Below are 13724 nucleotides of genomic sequence, written 5' to 3'. Positions count from 1 at the left end.
GGGATGGCAACGGCTCCGATTTCCGCTTGCACGCAGAGGCAGCAGTTCCGGATGATTCTCGCCCGCGAGTCCCGTCGCTGATTCATGTCGATGATTCCCGCAGGCCGCCGCCGCTTTAGGGAAACGCAAACCCGATCCGACTTAGCCTCGCCCGTGAAACGCTCCGGATTCGAACCGGGCGCCGGCCGCCGATGATCGCAACTCCGACCTTCCCGGATCTCTCCGCCCTCGTCGTCGACGAGAGCCTCTATATCCGCCGCATCGTGCGCGACATGCTCATGCGCGTCGGCATCAAGCGCGTGCTGGAGGCGCCCGACGGCGCCGAGGCGCTCGGCGTGCTGGCCGAGAGCAAGCCGGACCTCACCATCATCGACTGGGATCTGGCGATCCTGTCGGGCGAGGAGTTCATCCGCCTCGCTCGCACCCCGGCTACCTCGCCCTCGCCGACGGTGCCGATCATCCTGATGCTGGCCCAGCCGCGCCGCAACGTGGTCGATCGGGCGATCGCGCTCGGTGTCAACGAGATCATCGCCAAGCCGTTCTCGCCCAAGACCCTGTGGTCGCGCCTGGACGAGGTGATCAACCGGCCGCGCCCCTTCTCGCAGGTGAAGAGCCTTCTGCGCCCCCTTCCCCGGGCCAATGGCATGGCGAAGCTGGGGGCGCTCTGAGGGGGCAGGGCTTGGCGGATCGGGGCGCTGCCGCCTCAGCCCCGGAGCCGCCGACGTTTCCGATAGCTCAGCCCGAGCCGGTCCGCCGGCGGCGTCTCGATGTCGAAGCCCGACAATTCGCCGATGCCGCCCGCCTCGTCGAGGCCGCGCTCCGTCACGCCGATCCGGTAGCCGCTGTCGTGCGGTGTGACCGTGTAGAGGTAATAGGAGGCGCGCCGGTTGGTGAGCAGGGTGCGCGCCGAGGCCGAGGGTGCGCCTACCACCGGCACCGGCCGCCCGTCCGGCCCGAGGATCTGGGCCACCGAGCCGACATGGTTGTGCCCGTGCAGGATCAGATCCGCCCCGGCCCGGCCGATCATCGCCGCGAAATCCGCCGCGTCCTTCAACTCGCGTCCCGCGGCCGCCCCGCCCGGATGGGGCGGGTGATGGATCATCACCACGCGGCAGGGCCGGTCCGGCGCCGCGGCGAGGTCGCGCAGCAGGCGCTCGGCCGCGTCGATCTGCACCGAGCCGAGGCGCCCGCTCGCAACGAAGGGCTTGGTCGGGATCGCCGAGGACAGCCCGACCAGGGCGAGCGGCCCGCGCCGCCGCAGATAGGGGAACAGGCGGCTCTGCCCGTCATCGGCCGCGGTCCAGCCGCCGCAGGCGGCGAGCAGGCCCTCCAGCGAGCCGCGCACATAAGCGTCGTGATTGCCCGGCACGAAGCTGACCCGCTCCGCCGGGCCAAGCGCTTCGAGAAACAACCGGGCGCTCTCCCACTCGTCGGGAAGGCCGAGATTGCACAGGTCGCCGGTGCAGGCGACGTGATCGGCGCCCTGGCCGTGCAGATCGGCGATGAGGGCGCCGAGCAGATCCATGTCGTGGTGGTGGCAGCGGCCCCGGCGCCAGTTCACGTAGCCCGCCGCCCGCTTGCTCAGGAGCTGGCGCAGGCGCGGCCGCGGCAGCGGCCCGACATGGGGATCGGTGAGATGGGCGAGACGGAACATGCGTCGCCCCGCATCGCGGCAATGCGCTCCGGCGTCAATATCCGCATCCTGCCGCACCGCAGCGTAGGGGTTGCAACGTATAACATACGTTATAATGTGCGCCCGGCTCCGTTGCGTCCGTCGCACGGACGGGTCTAGACAGCCGGCGGATCCGGTCGTCTCGTCGTGGGAGGCGGGCGGGCACGTGGTGCACGAAGCGGGACAGGGCGGTCCGAACCCATGGGCCTGATCAAGACCATCGGCCGCAAGCCCGGTGTCCAGCGGGTGCTGAGCCTCGTCGCCTCGGGCTATCTCCAGCTCGTGCGGCGCACCAACCGCTTCACCGTCGAGCCGGCGGATTCCGATGCACGGCTGGACAGCTACGGCCCGTTCATCGCGGCGATGTGGCACGGCCAGCACATCATGATCTCGTTCATGCGCCGTCCGCACGACCGGATCGCGACGATCATCTCCCGCTCTCCGGACGGCAACATCAACACCATGGCCCTGACGCGGATGGGCGTGCGGGTGATCCGCGCCTCCGGCGCCCGCGGGCGCGTGGTCAAGGATGCCCGCGCCAAGGGCGGCGCCGAGGGCCTGCGGGCGATGGTGAAGGCGCTGAAGGGGGGCGAGACCGTCGCCTTCTCGGCGGATGTGCCCAAGGTGTCCCGCGTATGCGATGCCGGGATCATCATGCTGGCGCGCTTCTCCGGCGCCCCCATCGTACCGGTGGCGGTGGTCACGAGCCGGCACATCCGGTTCAATTCCTGGGACCGCGCCTGCCTCGGCCTGCCCTTCGGCCGCGGCGCGATGGTGTTCGGCGAGCCGATCTACGTACCCCGCGAGGTCACGCCGGAGGAAGTCGATAGCCTGCGCCAGCGGGTTCAGACCGAGCTGAACCGCGTCCACGACCGCGCCTACACCCTCGTCGGCCGACCGGACCGGGTCGGGATCGCCGCCTCCGCCCCCGACGCGCAGGGCAGCCCGGCGTGAGGGTGCCGAAGCTGCCCGTGGCGCTGCGCGCCTACCGCTACGGCCTCTATCTCGGCGAGCCTGCGGTGGCCGGCCTGCTGGCGTGGCGTTCGCGCCGCGGCAAGGAGGACCCGGCCCGGCTCTCCGAGCGCCGCGGCCTGCCCGGGCGGGCGCGGCCGGTGGGCCATCTCGTCTGGATGCACGGGGCCAGCATCGGCGAGGCGCTCTCCCTCGTCGGGCTGATCGAGGGCATGATCGCCCGGGGCTGCTCGGTGCTCGTCACCACCGGCACGCGCAGCGCTGCCGACCTCCTGAGCAAGCGCCTGCCCGCGGGGGCGGTGCACCAGTACATGCCGCTCGACGCGCCGCGCTGGATCGAACGCTTCCTGGCGCATTGGCAGCCGGATCTCGCCATCGTCGCCGAATCCGAGATCTGGCCCAACACCATCGTCTCGCTGCATCGCCGCGGCATTCCGCTCGTCCTCGTCAACGGCCGGATGTCGGAGCGCTCCTTCAAGGCCTGGACGCGCTCGCCCGACACCGCGCGCGCGCTGCTGGCGCGGATCGCGGTCTGCCTCGTGCAGACGCGGGAGGACGGGGAGCGTTTCGCCCGGCTCGGCGCGCCGCGCATCAGCGTCGTCGGCAATCTCAAATACGATTCGGCCGTTCCCCCCGCCGATGCCCAGCAGGTGGCCTATCTCGGCGACATGATCGGCGATCGGCCGGTCTGGGTCGCGGCCAGCACCCATCCGGGCGAGGACGAGGTCATCGCCCGCGTCCATGCCGGCTTGAAGGCGCGTTTCCCGCGCCTGCTGACGGTGATCGTGCCGCGCCATCCGCGCCGGGGCGAGGAGGTCGCCCGGGTCGCCGCTGAGGCCGGCCTGCGGGTGAGCCGCCGCGCCAAGGGCGGGCGCCCGCTGCCGTCGATCGACCTCTACGTTGCCGACACGCTGGGCGAACTCGGTCTGTTCTACCGGCTCTGCCCGCTGGTCTTCCTCGGCGGCTCGCTGGTGCCGCATGGCGGCCAGAACCCGATCGAGCCGGTGCGCCTGGAAAGCGCGATCCTGCACGGGCCGCACGTCCACAATTTCCACGAGCCCTACGGTGCGCTCGATGCCGGGGACGGCGCCCGCATGGTCGCCGACGAGGCGGCGCTCCTGGCCGCCGTCGCCGCGCTGGTCGCCGAGCCGCGCGCGCTGGCGGCGATGTCCGCCCGGGGACAGGCCGCGCTCCTGCCCCTGGAGGGCGCGGTGGCGCGCACCTTCGCCGTGCTCGAGCCCTATGTCGCGCAGATGAAGCTCTCCGCCCGCGAGCGCGCCTGAAGCCGCGATGCGCCCGCCCGGCTTCTGGTCCCGCCCGCCGACACATCCCCTGGCTCGGATCCTGGCTCCCGTGGGGCGGATCTATGGCGGGCTGACCGCGGATCGGATGGACCGCCCCGGCGCGGCACCGCCCTGCCCGGTCCTGTGCGTCGGCAACTTCACCCTCGGCGGCGCCGGCAAGACGCCGACCGCCCTGGCGCTCGCCGACCTCCTGCGCGATCTCGGCCGAACGCCCGCGTTCCTCAGCCGCGGCTATGGCGGCCGGCTCTCCGGGCCGGTGATCGTCGATCCCGCGCGGCACCGTGCGGAAGAGGTGGGCGACGAGCCGCTCCTGCTGGCGCGGGCCGCGACCGCCGTCGTCGCCCGCGACCGGCCGGCCGGAGCCCGGCTCTGCGCCGGCTCCGGCGCCGACGTGATCGTCATGGATGACGGGCTGCAGAATCCGAGCCTGAGCAAGTCGCTCTCGCTCGCGGTGATCGATGGCGGTGCCGGCATCGGCAACGGACTGCCCTTCCCCGCCGGGCCGCTGCGGGCGCCGCTCCTGCGGCAATGGCGGCACGTCGCCGGGCTGGTCCTGATCGGCGAGGGCATGGCCGGCGCGGGTGTGGCGGCGGAGGCGGAAGCCCAGGGCCTGCCGGTCCACCGCGCCCGGCTGGTGCCCGAGGGCGGCGCGGATTGGGCCGGCCGCCGCGTCGTCGCCTTCGCCGGGATCGGGCGCCCGCAGAAGTTCTTCGAGACGCTGCGGGGCTTGGGCGCCGAGATCGTGGCGGAGCGGGCTTTTCCCGATCACCACCCCTACCGGCCGCGGGATTGGGCGGCGCTGACCGCGCTCGCCGCGCGCAAGGGGGGCGACCTCGTCACCACGGCGAAGGACGCGGTGCGTCTGCCACCGGAGGCCCGCGGAGCCGTGGCGGTGCTCACGGTCGCCCTCGCCTTCGACGACGAGGCGGGTCTGCGCCGCCAGCTCGCGGCGGCGCTCCCGCGGGCCTGACGCCCGAGCGGCCTTGCCGCGCCGTCAACGGGCCGCGCCGGTCTCCTTCAGGCGCTGCATCGCCGCCTCGGGCGTAGCGTAGGCTTCCTGGCGGTCGACGTTCCAGTAGCGCAGGGCGTCGAGGGCGATCGGCTCGCCGGTCACGGCGCAGCGGACATAGGTGCCCGGCTTGATCACCCGCATGGTCCCGTCGCCGTACTCGACCTTGGCCTCGCCGTTAGTCGGTCCCCGATCGTAGCGTCCGAGCATTGTGTGGGCTCCCGGTGCCGCGTCCGTGCGCGCTCGGGACTGCCTTAGAAGCCGCCGCCGCCGCTGTCGATGGCCTGCCCCTCGACAGCGGCCCCGCCCTCGGGCCAAACGGGGCCATGCGCCTCACTTCGCTTCGGTGTCGCCCGTGACCGAGCCCGATCTCGATGCCCTGTTCACGGCCGCCAGTGCGGTGCGTGGGCAGGCCCATGCGCCCTATTCGGGCTTCCGGGTCGGCGCGGCGCTGCGGGACGAGGCCGGGCGCATCCATGCCGGCTGCAATGTCGAGAACGCCGCCTACCCGGTCGGCACGTGTGCCGAGGCCGGCGCCATCGCCGCGATGATCGCCGCCGGCGGCCGGCAGATCCGCGCGATCCTCGTGCTCGCCGACAGCCCCGCCCCGGTGACGCCCTGCGGCGCCTGCCGCCAGCGCATCCGCGAATTCGCCGGCCCCGACACCCCGATCCTCTCGGGCGATTCCAGCGGCCTGCGGGCGCGCTACACGCTGGACCAGTTGCTGCCCGCTTCCTTCGGTCCGGAGCATTTCGTCCATGGCAGCTGAGGACCGAGCGCCGGGAGACGCGGCCACCGCGCATCTGCGGGCGGCGGGCTTCGCCGGCCCCTACGACCTCGCGATCGTCACCGGCACCGGCCTCGGCGCGCTCGTGGAGGCGGTCGAGGATCGTGTCAGCCTCGCCTACGCGGCGATCCCCGGCTTTCCCGCTCCGGGTGTCAGCGGGCATGGCGGGCGGCTGCATCGCGGGCGCCTCGCGGGGCGGCCGGTGCTGGTGTTCGAGGGCCGCGCCCACGCCTACGAGACCGGCAACGCGGCTGCCATGCGCGTCCCGCTCGCCGCCGCGCGGGCGCTCGGCGTCAGGCGGCTTCTGCTCACCAATGCCTGCGGCTCGCTGCGGCCGGAGGTCGGTCCCGGCAGCCTCGTGATGCTCGCCGATCACATCAACCTGTCGGGGCTCAACCCGCTGATCGGCGAGGCGAGCGAGGCCCGCTTCGTGCCGATGACGGAGGCCTACGACGCGGGTCTGCGCGCCCATCTCGCTGCGGCGGCCGGAGAGATCGGTCTGCGGCTGCATTCCGGCGTCTACGCATGGTTCTCCGGCCCGAGCTTCGAGACGCCCGCGGAGGTGCGCATGGCCGGCTTTCTCGGCGCCGATCTCGTCGGGATGTCGACCGTGCCCGAGACGATCCTGGCTCGCTTCCTCGGCCTGCCCGTGGCGGCCGTCTCCGTGGTGACCAATCTCGCGGCGGGGATCGCGGGCGGAGACCCGCATCACGCCGAGACCAAGGCCGTCGCCGCCGGGGCCGGGGCGGATCTGGCCCGTCTCGCCGCCGTTTTCGTCGGCCGACTCGACGCTTGAGGAACCGGATGACCGCCCCAGCCCCCCTCCCCCCGCAGGATGCGGCCCTTGTGGCGCGCCGCGCCCTGCCGCTGCTCGACCTCACCGACCTGAGCGACGCCTGCACCGCGGCCGCCGTCGCGGAGCTGTGCGGCAAGGCCCGCGCGAGCGGGGTCGCGGCCGTCTGCGTCTGGCCGCGCTTCGTCGCGGATTCGGTACGCGCGCTCGAGGGCAGCGGCGTGCGGGTCGCGACCGTCATCAACTTCCCCGAGGGCGGCGAGGATGCCGAGCGCGCGGTCGCCGATACGAGCGCCAGCCTCGCGGGCGGCGCCGACGAGATCGACCTCGTCCTGCCCTACCACGCGCTGATGCGCGGCGATGCGGAAACCGCTCGGGGCATGGTTGCGGCGGTGCGCGCGGCCTGCGCCGGCCGGCTCCTCAAGGTGATCCTGGAGACCGGCCGGCTCAAGGAGCCGGACCTGATCGCGCGGGCGAGCCGCCTGTCGCTGGACGCCGGCGCCGACTTCATCAAGACCTCCACCGGCAAGACGCCGGTTTCCGCCACGCCGGCCGCCGCCGAGAGCATGCTGAACGTCATCCGCGCGCGCGGCGACCGCTCGGCGGGGCTCAAGGTCTCGGGCGGCCTGCGCCGGGTCGAGGATGCGGGCGCCTATCTCGCGCTCGCGGACCGGATCATGGGGCCGGACTGGGCAAGCCCGAACACCTTCCGTATCGGCGCGAGCGCGCTCCACGCCGACCTCGTCCGCGCCCTGGAGGCGGCACCATGAGACTTCCCCAGGAGATCATCCGCGACAAGCGCGACGGGCGCGCCCTGTCCGAGGCGGACATCGCCGGCTTCATCGAGGGCCTGACGCGGGAGCAGGTCACCGAGGGGCAAGCGGCCGCCTTCGCCATGGCGGTGTTCTTCCGCGGGCTCGCCCTCGACGAGCGCGTGGCGCTGACCCGCGCCATGACGCAATCGGGCACGGTCCTCGAATGGGATCTGCCCGGTCCCGTCCTCGACAAGCATTCCACCGGCGGCGTCGGCGACACCGTGAGCCTGCCGCTCGCGGCGATGGTGGCGGCCTGCGGCGGCTATGTGCCGATGATCTCGGGGCGCGGCCTCGGCCATACCGGCGGCACCCTGGACAAGCTCGCCAGCATCCCCGGCTACGACGTGACGCCGGGACTCGACCGCTTCCGCGCGGCGGTCGCGCAGACCGGCTGCGCCATCATCGGCCAGACCGCCGACCTCGCCCCGGCCGACCGGCGCCTCTACGCCATCCGCGACGTGACCGGCACCGTCGAATCGCTCGATCTCATCACCGCGTCGATCCTGTCGAAGAAGCTCGCGGCGGGGCTCCAGGGCCTCGTCATGGACGTGAAGACCGGCTCCGGCGCCTTCATGGCGGAGCTTGAGGCGGCGCGGGCTCTGGCCGAGAGCATCGTCACGGTGGCCAACGCCGCGGGGCTGCGCTCCCGCGCCGTCATCACCGACATGGATGCGCCGCTCGCCTCCTGCGCCGGCAACGCGGTCGAGGTGGCCTACGCCGTCGATTACCTCACCGGCCGCGCCCGCGAGCCGCGCTTCCACGCGGTGACGCTGGCGCTCGCCGCCGAGATGCTGGTGATCGGCGGTCTCGCCGCGGATCTCGCGGAGGCGCAGGCGCGCCTGACGGCGGCGCTCGATACGGGGCGGGCCTGCGAGGCGTTTTCGCGGATGGTCGCGGCGCTCGGCGGCCCCGGCGATTTCGTCGAGGCGGCGGAGCGGCATCTGCCGCGGGCGGCCGTGATCCGGCCGGTCATCGCCGGCGTGGACGGGATCGTGGAGCGGATCGATACCCGTGCCGTCGGCCTCGCCGTGATCGGCCTCGGCGGCGGGCGCACCCGGCCCCAGGACGCGATCGATCCGAGCGTGGGCTTTACCGGTCTCGCCCGCCCCGGTGACCGGCTGGAACCGGGCGCTTCGCTCGGAACCGTCCACGCGGCGAACGAGACCGCAGCCGAGACGGCGGCTCGCGCCCTGCGGGCGGCCTACCGCCTCGGCGAAGCGCGGCCGGAGCCGCGCGAGGCCGTGTTGGAGCGGTCGGGCTGAGCAGGCTCAACCCGTCTCACGCCCTACCAGTGATGGTGGTGGCCCCAGTGACGGCGGTGATGCCCCCAATGGCCGTGATGGTGGTGGCGATGCCCCCAGTGGCGGCGGTGATGGCCCCAATGCCCATGGTGATGGTGGCGGTGGCCCCAATGGCGGGGATGGTGGCGATGGCCGAAATGGTGGTGCTGCCACTGCACCGTCTCCACCGTGGCCTCCGCGGCGAGCGTCGTCGCCGGAGCCAGGGGGGCGGCGTTGGCGGCGCTACCGCCGAACAGGCCGCCGGCCATCAGCGCGAGAGCGGCAAGGGCGAAGCGGGAGCGGCGTGTCGTAGATCGCGACATGGTGTGACCTCCGTTCATCGGGCCGTCCGAGCGGCCTTGGAGGCGAAGCTAGGAGCCGACCGATGAACGGGTACTGAGCGGGATCGGAACAATGAGAAACATGTCCGCTTCCGACCGCGGCGCGACTTCGAAGGCGGTCGAGCGCGACCTGGGATCAGACCGCTTCCGGTAGATCCTTCCAGTCCCGCCACCATTCCGTCATCCCGAGGCCGCGCAGCGGAAGTCGGAGGCCGCGGCCCGTCGCGGATTGCGGGTTCGCTGGATCAGCGCCCCGGAATGACGGCGGGAGCCTGGATCCGAACGATTCCGTGGAAGCCGTATCAGACCGCGCCGGCCTTCGGCTCGGGGCGCCGATAGACCCACACCCGCGCCGGCGGCAGGTTGAGCCAGACCCGGTTGGAGCGGCTCGCCGTGTAGCTGCCCGCCTCGCACTTGGCCGGGATCGGCGGCACCACCGCGTAGGTGAACTGCACGAAGGGGGCACCTGGATGCATCAGGTCATGGGCGCCCTGCAGCAGCTCGAAGCGCTGCTCCAGCGGCTTGGTGAACAGCGGGAGGCTGGAGATCGTCGCGGCGCAGGGGCCGCCGAGCTTGTCCCGCAGCGTCTCGCGGATGCGGTAGGCGTCGCCGCAGATCACGGTCACGCCGGGGAAGCGGCGGCGCAGCAGCGTGCAGAAATCGGGATTGAACTCGACGAGGACGAGCCGGTCCTGATCGAAGCCGCGGCGGATCAAGGCCTCGGTCACGGGGCCGGTGCCGGGTCCGAGTTCGATCACCGAGCCGCTGACGTTCGGATCGGCATAGGCCGCCATGGTGCGGGCCAGCATCCGGCCCGAGGGCGTCACCGCGCCGGTGACGAGCGGGCGCTCGAACCAGGAGCGCAGAAAGCGCGCCTCGTCCTCCAACGGATCCTTGCGCTCGCGGATGACGCGGGTGGCGGCGACGGCTCGGGCACTGGAACGGCGAAGCGGCGGCACGTCCGAAGGTCCTCGGCTCATCATGGTTGAGACAGGCTAGACGACGAAAACCCGTGGGCAGTCAAGCTTCGCGGCGCGGTGTCGAACGCACGATCAGCACATGACCGCAGCGATGCGCCGCGGTCATAACCGGCGGAGAGACGGGTTTGATCCCGGGTCGTGGGAGCGGTCACGCGCGGGTCGCGCCGCTCACGAAGAAGTCACGCACCTTGGAGAAGAAGCCGGCGCTCTCCGGGTGGTTCTCGTCCGAGGCGCTCTGGTCGAACTCCTGCAGCAGCTCGCGCTGGCGCTTGGTGAGGTTCTGCGGCGTTTCCACCGAAACCTGGATGTAGAGGTCGCCGACCTCGCGCGAGCGCAGCACCGGCATGCCCTTGCCCTTGATGCGGAACTGCTTGGCCGTCTGCGTTCCGGCCGGGATGCGGACCTGCGTCTGCGAGCCGTCGATCACCGGCACGGTGATCTCGCCCGAGAGCGCGGCCGTCACCATCGAGATCGGCACCCGGCAGAACAGGTCGGCCCCGTCGCGCTGGAAGAACGGGTGCGGCTTGATCGAGAGGAAGACGTAGAGGTCGCCCGACGGTCCGCCGCGCAGGCCGCTCTCGCCCTCGCCGGCGAGGCGGATGCGCAGGCCGTCATCGACGCCCGCCGGCACGTTGATCGAGAGCGTGCGCTCGCGGTTGACCCGGCCGGCGCCGGAGCAGGCCGTGCAGGGGTCGTCCACCACCTCGCCGCGGCCGTGGCAGTTCGGGCAGGTCCGCTCGATGGCGAAGAAGCCCTGCGCTGCCCGCACCCGGCCGTAGCCGCCGCAGGTCGAGCAGGTGCGCGGCTTCGAGCCGGCCTTGGCGCCGGTGCCGGAGCAGGCCTCGCAGGCAATCGAGGTCGGAATGCGAATCGTCTCGGTCTTGCCGGAGAACGCCTCTTCGAGGCTGATCTCGAGATTGTAGCGCAGGTCCGCGCCGCGCTCGCGGCCGGGCGCGCCGCCGCGTCCGCGTCCGCCGCCCGGCGCGCCTCGGCCATCCCCGAAGAAGTTCTCGAAGATGTCCGACATGAAGTCGCCGAACTCGTTGCCGAATCCGGGGCCGCCCGCGCCGCCCTGGCTGAAGGCCGCGTGGCCGAAGCGGTCATAGGCCGCCCGCTTCTCGCCGTCGGAGAGGCACTGATAGGCCTCGTTGACTTCCTTGAACTTGATCTCGGCTTCCTTGTCGCCGGGATTGCGGTCCGGGTGATGCACCATCGCGAGCTTGCGGAAGGCAACCTTCAGCTCGCTCTCCGAGGCCGTCTTCGCGACGCCCAAGACCTCGTAATAGTCCCGCTTCGACATTCCCGGCCCCTGGAGCCTCTCGTTCGCGCCGGCTGCCTGCTCAGGTGCAGAGCTTCGGCCGCGCCGCGATCCGCCTCCCGACTCGAACGGGACAGGCCGGATCGACCTTCGCTTCTGTCGGACGCCCGGCATGGTTGATCCCCGAGCCATGCCCGAGGATCAAGCCGTCCGCGCCGCTGACGATGAAAAATTGTCGGGAGCGGCGCTGGCGCACCGCTCCCGAACCGCCGGACTTACGCGCGCTTCTTGCGCTCGTTCTCGTCCACTTCCTGGAAGTCGGCGTCGATGACGTCGTCCTTCTTCTCGCCCGAGGCTGCGGCACCCTCGGCGCCCGGCGCGCCCTCGGCCTGGGAAGCGGCGTACATCGCCTCGCCGAGCTTCATCGAGGCCTGCATCAGGTCGTTGGTCTTGGCCTTGATGCCCTCGGCGTCGTCGCCCTCGAGCGCCGTGCGCAGGGCCGCGATGGCGGACTCGATGGCACCCTTGTCGGCGGCCGAGACCTTGTCGCCGTACTCCGACACCGACTTTTCGGTGGCGTGGATCAGGCTCTCGCCCTGGTTCTTCACCTCGACGAGTTCGCGGCGCTTCTTGTCGGCCTCGGCATTGGCCTCGGCGTCCTTGACCATCTTCTCGATGTCGGCGTCCGACAGTCCGCCCGAGGCCTGGATGCGGATCTGGTGCTCCTTGTTCGTCGCCTTGTCCTTGGCCGTCACGTTGACGATGCCGTTGGCGTCGATATCGAAGGTCACCTCGATCTGCGGCATGCCGCGGGGCGCCGGCGGGATGCCGACGAGGTCGAACTGGCCGAGCAGCTTGTTGTCGGCCGCCATCTCGCGCTCACCCTGGAAGACCCGGATGGTGACCGCGTTCTGGTTGTCCTCGGCCGTCGAGAAGACCTGGGACTTCTTGGTCGGGATCGTGGTGTTGCGGTCGATGAGGCGCGTGAACACGCCGCCCAGCGTCTCGATGCCGAGCGAGAGCGGGGTCACGTCGAGCAGCAGCACGTCCTTCACGTCACCCTGGAGCACGCCCGCCTGGACCGCGGCGCCGATGGCGACGACCTCGTCCGGGTTGACGCCCTTGTGGGGCTCCTTGCCGAAGAACGCTTTGACGACCTCCTGCACCTTGGGCATGCGGGTCTGGCCGCCGACGAGCACGACCTCGTCGATCTCGGAGGCCGAGACGCCGGCATCCTTGAGCGCCTTGCGGCACGGCTCGATCGTGCGCTGCACGAGGTCGTCGACCAGCGACTCGAACTTGGCCCGGCTGAGCTTCAGCGCGAGGTGCTTCGGGCCGGAGGCGTCGGCGGTGATGTAGGGCAGGTTGATCTCGGTCTGAGTCGCCGAGGACAGCTCGATCTTGGCCTTCTCGGCGGCCTCCTTGAGGCGCTGGAGGGCGAGCTTGTCCTTGGTCAGGTCGATGCCCTGCTCCTTCTTGAACTCGGCGGTCAGGTACTCGACCACCCGGTTGTCGAAGTCCTCACCGCCGAGGAAGGTGTCGCCGTTGGTGGACTTCACCTCGAACACGCCGTCGCCGATCTCGAGGATCGACACGTCGAAGGTGCCGCCGCCGAGGTCGTAGACCGCGATGGTGCCGGACTTCTTCTTGTCGAGGCCGTAGGCGAGCGCGGCGGCCGTCGGCTCGTTGATGATGCGCAGCACCTCGAGACCGGCGATCTTGCCGGCATCCTTCGTGGCCTGGCGCTGGGCGTCATTGAAGTAGGCGGGCACCGTGATGACGGCCTGCGTCACCGGCTGGCCGAGATGCGACTCGGCGGTCTCCTTCATCTTCTGAAGGGTGAAGGCCGAGATCTGCGAGGGCGAGTACTTCTTGCCGTCGGCCTCAACCCAGGCGTCGCCGTTGTCGCCGCGAGCGATCTTGTAGGGCACGAGGCCCTTGTCCTTCTGCGTCAGTGGATCGTCGTAGGTCCGGCCGATCAGACGCTTGATCGCGAAGAAGGTGCGTTCCGGATTGGTCACGGCCTGCCGCTTGGCGGGCTGGCCGACGAGGCGCTCCCCGTCGTCGGTGAAGGCGACGATGGACGGAGTGGTGCGGGCGCCTTCCGCGTTTTCGATGACCCGCGGCTGCGTGCCTTCCATGACGGCCACGCAGGAATTGGTGGTGCCGAGGTCGATACCGATGACTTTACCCATGGTGGGATCCCTCTGTTGGATTCTTCAAGCAGACCGCCGAGCCCCGAAGCAGCTCGACCCATGGCGGTTGAAACGTCAGGTTTGAGAACGGGATGGATCCGAAGCGCATCACCCTGGCGGGCTGTGCTTTCCAGGCTTCGTCCCGTGTCCCGCCGCATATAAGAAGACGGCTACGCCGCCGCAAGAACGCCGGCCGAACGGTTGCGCGACGACCCCCCATCCTCTGCCGCATCAAGGCATTTTCCGGGATCGGGTCGTCCCGGAAGGGCTTGTTTGTTGCCAGGCTGCCACGTCCGCGCCACGGGTGACGTGTTAGGA

The 13724-nt window shown here is 71.2% G+C and carries 14 protein-coding genes; 8 read left to right on the top strand and 6 right to left on the bottom strand.

Annotated elements, in window-relative coordinates; genetic code table 11:
* The first annotated feature begins 191 nt into the window (after positions 1-191).
* Positions 192-668, top strand: a complete 477-nt coding sequence (locus HNR51_RS09215) for a response regulator (protein WP_012455024.1) — start codon at positions 192-194, stop codon at positions 666-668.
* Between the two features lie 35 nt (positions 669-703).
* On the opposite strand, the gene HNR51_RS09210 is transcribed toward HNR51_RS09215, so the two are convergent.
* The gene (locus HNR51_RS09210; protein WP_141951851.1) at positions 704-1654 is read right to left on the bottom strand and encodes a metallophosphoesterase family protein; all 951 of its coding nucleotides are present in this window, start codon (positions 1652-1654) and stop codon (positions 704-706) included.
* A gap of 219 nt (positions 1655-1873) precedes the next feature.
* Here HNR51_RS09210 and HNR51_RS09205 point away from each other — a divergent pair, with 219 nt between their 5' ends.
* The 3 genes from HNR51_RS09205 to lpxK are packed head-to-tail and all read left to right on the top strand — an operon-like array spanning position 1874 to position 4918.
* A complete protein-coding gene (locus HNR51_RS09205) occupies positions 1874-2626 on the top strand; it encodes a lysophospholipid acyltransferase family protein (RefSeq protein ID WP_182554744.1) in 753 nt (250 codons plus the stop codon).
* Positions 2623-3927: a 3-deoxy-D-manno-octulosonic acid transferase gene (locus HNR51_RS09200; RefSeq protein ID WP_182554743.1), complete on the top strand. Its 1305-nt coding sequence runs from the start codon at positions 2623-2625 to the stop codon at positions 3925-3927. The genes HNR51_RS09205 and HNR51_RS09200 overlap by 4 nt, the downstream gene beginning before the upstream one ends.
* A gap of 7 nt (positions 3928-3934) precedes the next feature.
* Positions 3935-4918, top strand: coding sequence for a tetraacyldisaccharide 4'-kinase (gene lpxK, locus HNR51_RS09195; RefSeq protein WP_182554742.1), 984 nt, complete (start codon positions 3935-3937; stop codon positions 4916-4918).
* 24 nt (positions 4919-4942) lie between these two features.
* Here the strand turns inward: lpxK and HNR51_RS09190 are convergent, their stop codons facing one another.
* The gene (locus HNR51_RS09190; protein WP_012455019.1) at positions 4943-5167 is read right to left on the bottom strand and encodes a DUF2093 domain-containing protein; all 225 of its coding nucleotides are present in this window, start codon (positions 5165-5167) and stop codon (positions 4943-4945) included.
* A gap of 145 nt (positions 5168-5312) precedes the next feature.
* On the opposite strand from HNR51_RS09190, the gene cdd reads away from it, so the two are divergent.
* From cdd to deoA, 4 genes are read left to right on the top strand one after another with little or no spacing between them, the layout of a single operon-like run.
* Positions 5313-5726, top strand: coding sequence for a cytidine deaminase (gene cdd / locus HNR51_RS09185; protein WP_012455018.1), 414 nt, complete (start codon positions 5313-5315; stop codon positions 5724-5726).
* The gene (locus HNR51_RS09180; protein ID WP_182554741.1) at positions 5716-6540 is read left to right on the top strand and encodes a purine-nucleoside phosphorylase; all 825 of its coding nucleotides are present in this window, start codon (positions 5716-5718) and stop codon (positions 6538-6540) included. The genes cdd and HNR51_RS09180 overlap by 11 nt, the downstream gene beginning before the upstream one ends.
* 8 nt (positions 6541-6548) lie before the next feature.
* A complete protein-coding gene (gene deoC / locus HNR51_RS09175; RefSeq protein WP_182554740.1) occupies positions 6549-7307 on the top strand; it encodes a deoxyribose-phosphate aldolase in 759 nt (252 codons plus the stop codon).
* Entirely contained in the window at positions 7304-8614 is a 1311-nt protein-coding gene (gene deoA, locus HNR51_RS09170) for a thymidine phosphorylase (protein WP_182554739.1), read from the top strand. Before deoC ends, deoA begins: the two co-directional genes overlap by 4 nt.
* Positions 8615-8637: 23 nt before the next feature.
* Here deoA and HNR51_RS09165 read toward each other — a convergent pair whose 3' ends face one another.
* The 4 genes from HNR51_RS09165 to dnaK form a co-directional block, all read right to left on the bottom strand.
* Positions 8638-8955, bottom strand: a complete 318-nt coding sequence (locus HNR51_RS09165) for a hypothetical protein (RefSeq protein ID WP_182554738.1) — start codon at positions 8953-8955, stop codon at positions 8638-8640.
* Between the two features lie 320 nt (positions 8956-9275).
* On the bottom strand, positions 9276-9932 hold the full coding sequence (locus HNR51_RS09160) for a class I SAM-dependent methyltransferase (RefSeq protein ID WP_012455013.1): 657 nt from the start codon (positions 9930-9932) through the stop codon (positions 9276-9278).
* A 169-nt stretch (positions 9933-10101) separates the two neighbouring features.
* Positions 10102-11253 carry a molecular chaperone DnaJ gene (gene dnaJ, locus HNR51_RS09155; protein WP_012455012.1) on the bottom strand — a complete coding sequence of 384 codons (1152 nt, stop codon included), beginning with the start codon at positions 11251-11253 and terminating at the stop codon, positions 10102-10104.
* 233 nt (positions 11254-11486) lie between these two features.
* Positions 11487-13406: a molecular chaperone DnaK gene (dnaK, locus tag HNR51_RS09150; protein WP_012455011.1), complete on the bottom strand. Its 1920-nt coding sequence runs from the start codon at positions 13404-13406 to the stop codon at positions 11487-11489.
* Between the last annotated feature and the right edge of the window lie 318 nt (positions 13407-13724).

Source organism: Methylorubrum thiocyanatum, assembly GCA_014138645.1.
Lineage (GTDB): Bacteria > Pseudomonadota > Alphaproteobacteria > Rhizobiales > Beijerinckiaceae > Methylobacterium > Methylobacterium thiocyanatum.
The sequence above is the reverse complement of the archived record's forward strand: the minus strand, read 5'-3'. Positions and strand labels throughout refer to the sequence as shown.

Coding starts and splice junctions, on each gene's coding strand:
- HNR51_RS09205 (WP_182554744.1), top strand. CDS start 1,874: ATGGGCCTGATCAAGACCATCGGCCGCAAGCCCGGTGTCCAGCGGGTG.
- HNR51_RS09180 (WP_182554741.1), top strand. CDS start 5,716: ATGGCAGCTGAGGACCGAGCGCCGGGAGACGCGGCCACCGCGCATCTG.
- dnaJ (WP_012455012.1), bottom strand. CDS start 11,253: ATGTCGAAGCGGGACTATTACGAGGTCTTGGGCGTCGCGAAGACGGCC.
- deoA (WP_182554739.1), top strand. CDS start 7,304: ATGAGACTTCCCCAGGAGATCATCCGCGACAAGCGCGACGGGCGCGCC.
- dnaK (WP_012455011.1), bottom strand. CDS start 13,406: ATGGGTAAAGTCATCGGTATCGACCTCGGCACCACCAATTCCTGCGTG.
- HNR51_RS09215 (WP_012455024.1), top strand. CDS start 192: ATGATCGCAACTCCGACCTTCCCGGATCTCTCCGCCCTCGTCGTCGAC.
- HNR51_RS09210 (WP_141951851.1), bottom strand. CDS start 1,654: ATGTTCCGTCTCGCCCATCTCACCGATCCCCATGTCGGGCCGCTGCCG.
- lpxK (WP_182554742.1), top strand. CDS start 3,935: ATGCGCCCGCCCGGCTTCTGGTCCCGCCCGCCGACACATCCCCTGGCT.
- deoC (WP_182554740.1), top strand. CDS start 6,549: ATGACCGCCCCAGCCCCCCTCCCCCCGCAGGATGCGGCCCTTGTGGCG.
- HNR51_RS09165 (WP_182554738.1), bottom strand. CDS start 8,955: ATGTCGCGATCTACGACACGCCGCTCCCGCTTCGCCCTTGCCGCTCTC.
- HNR51_RS09190 (WP_012455019.1), bottom strand. CDS start 5,167: ATGCTCGGACGCTACGATCGGGGACCGACTAACGGCGAGGCCAAGGTC.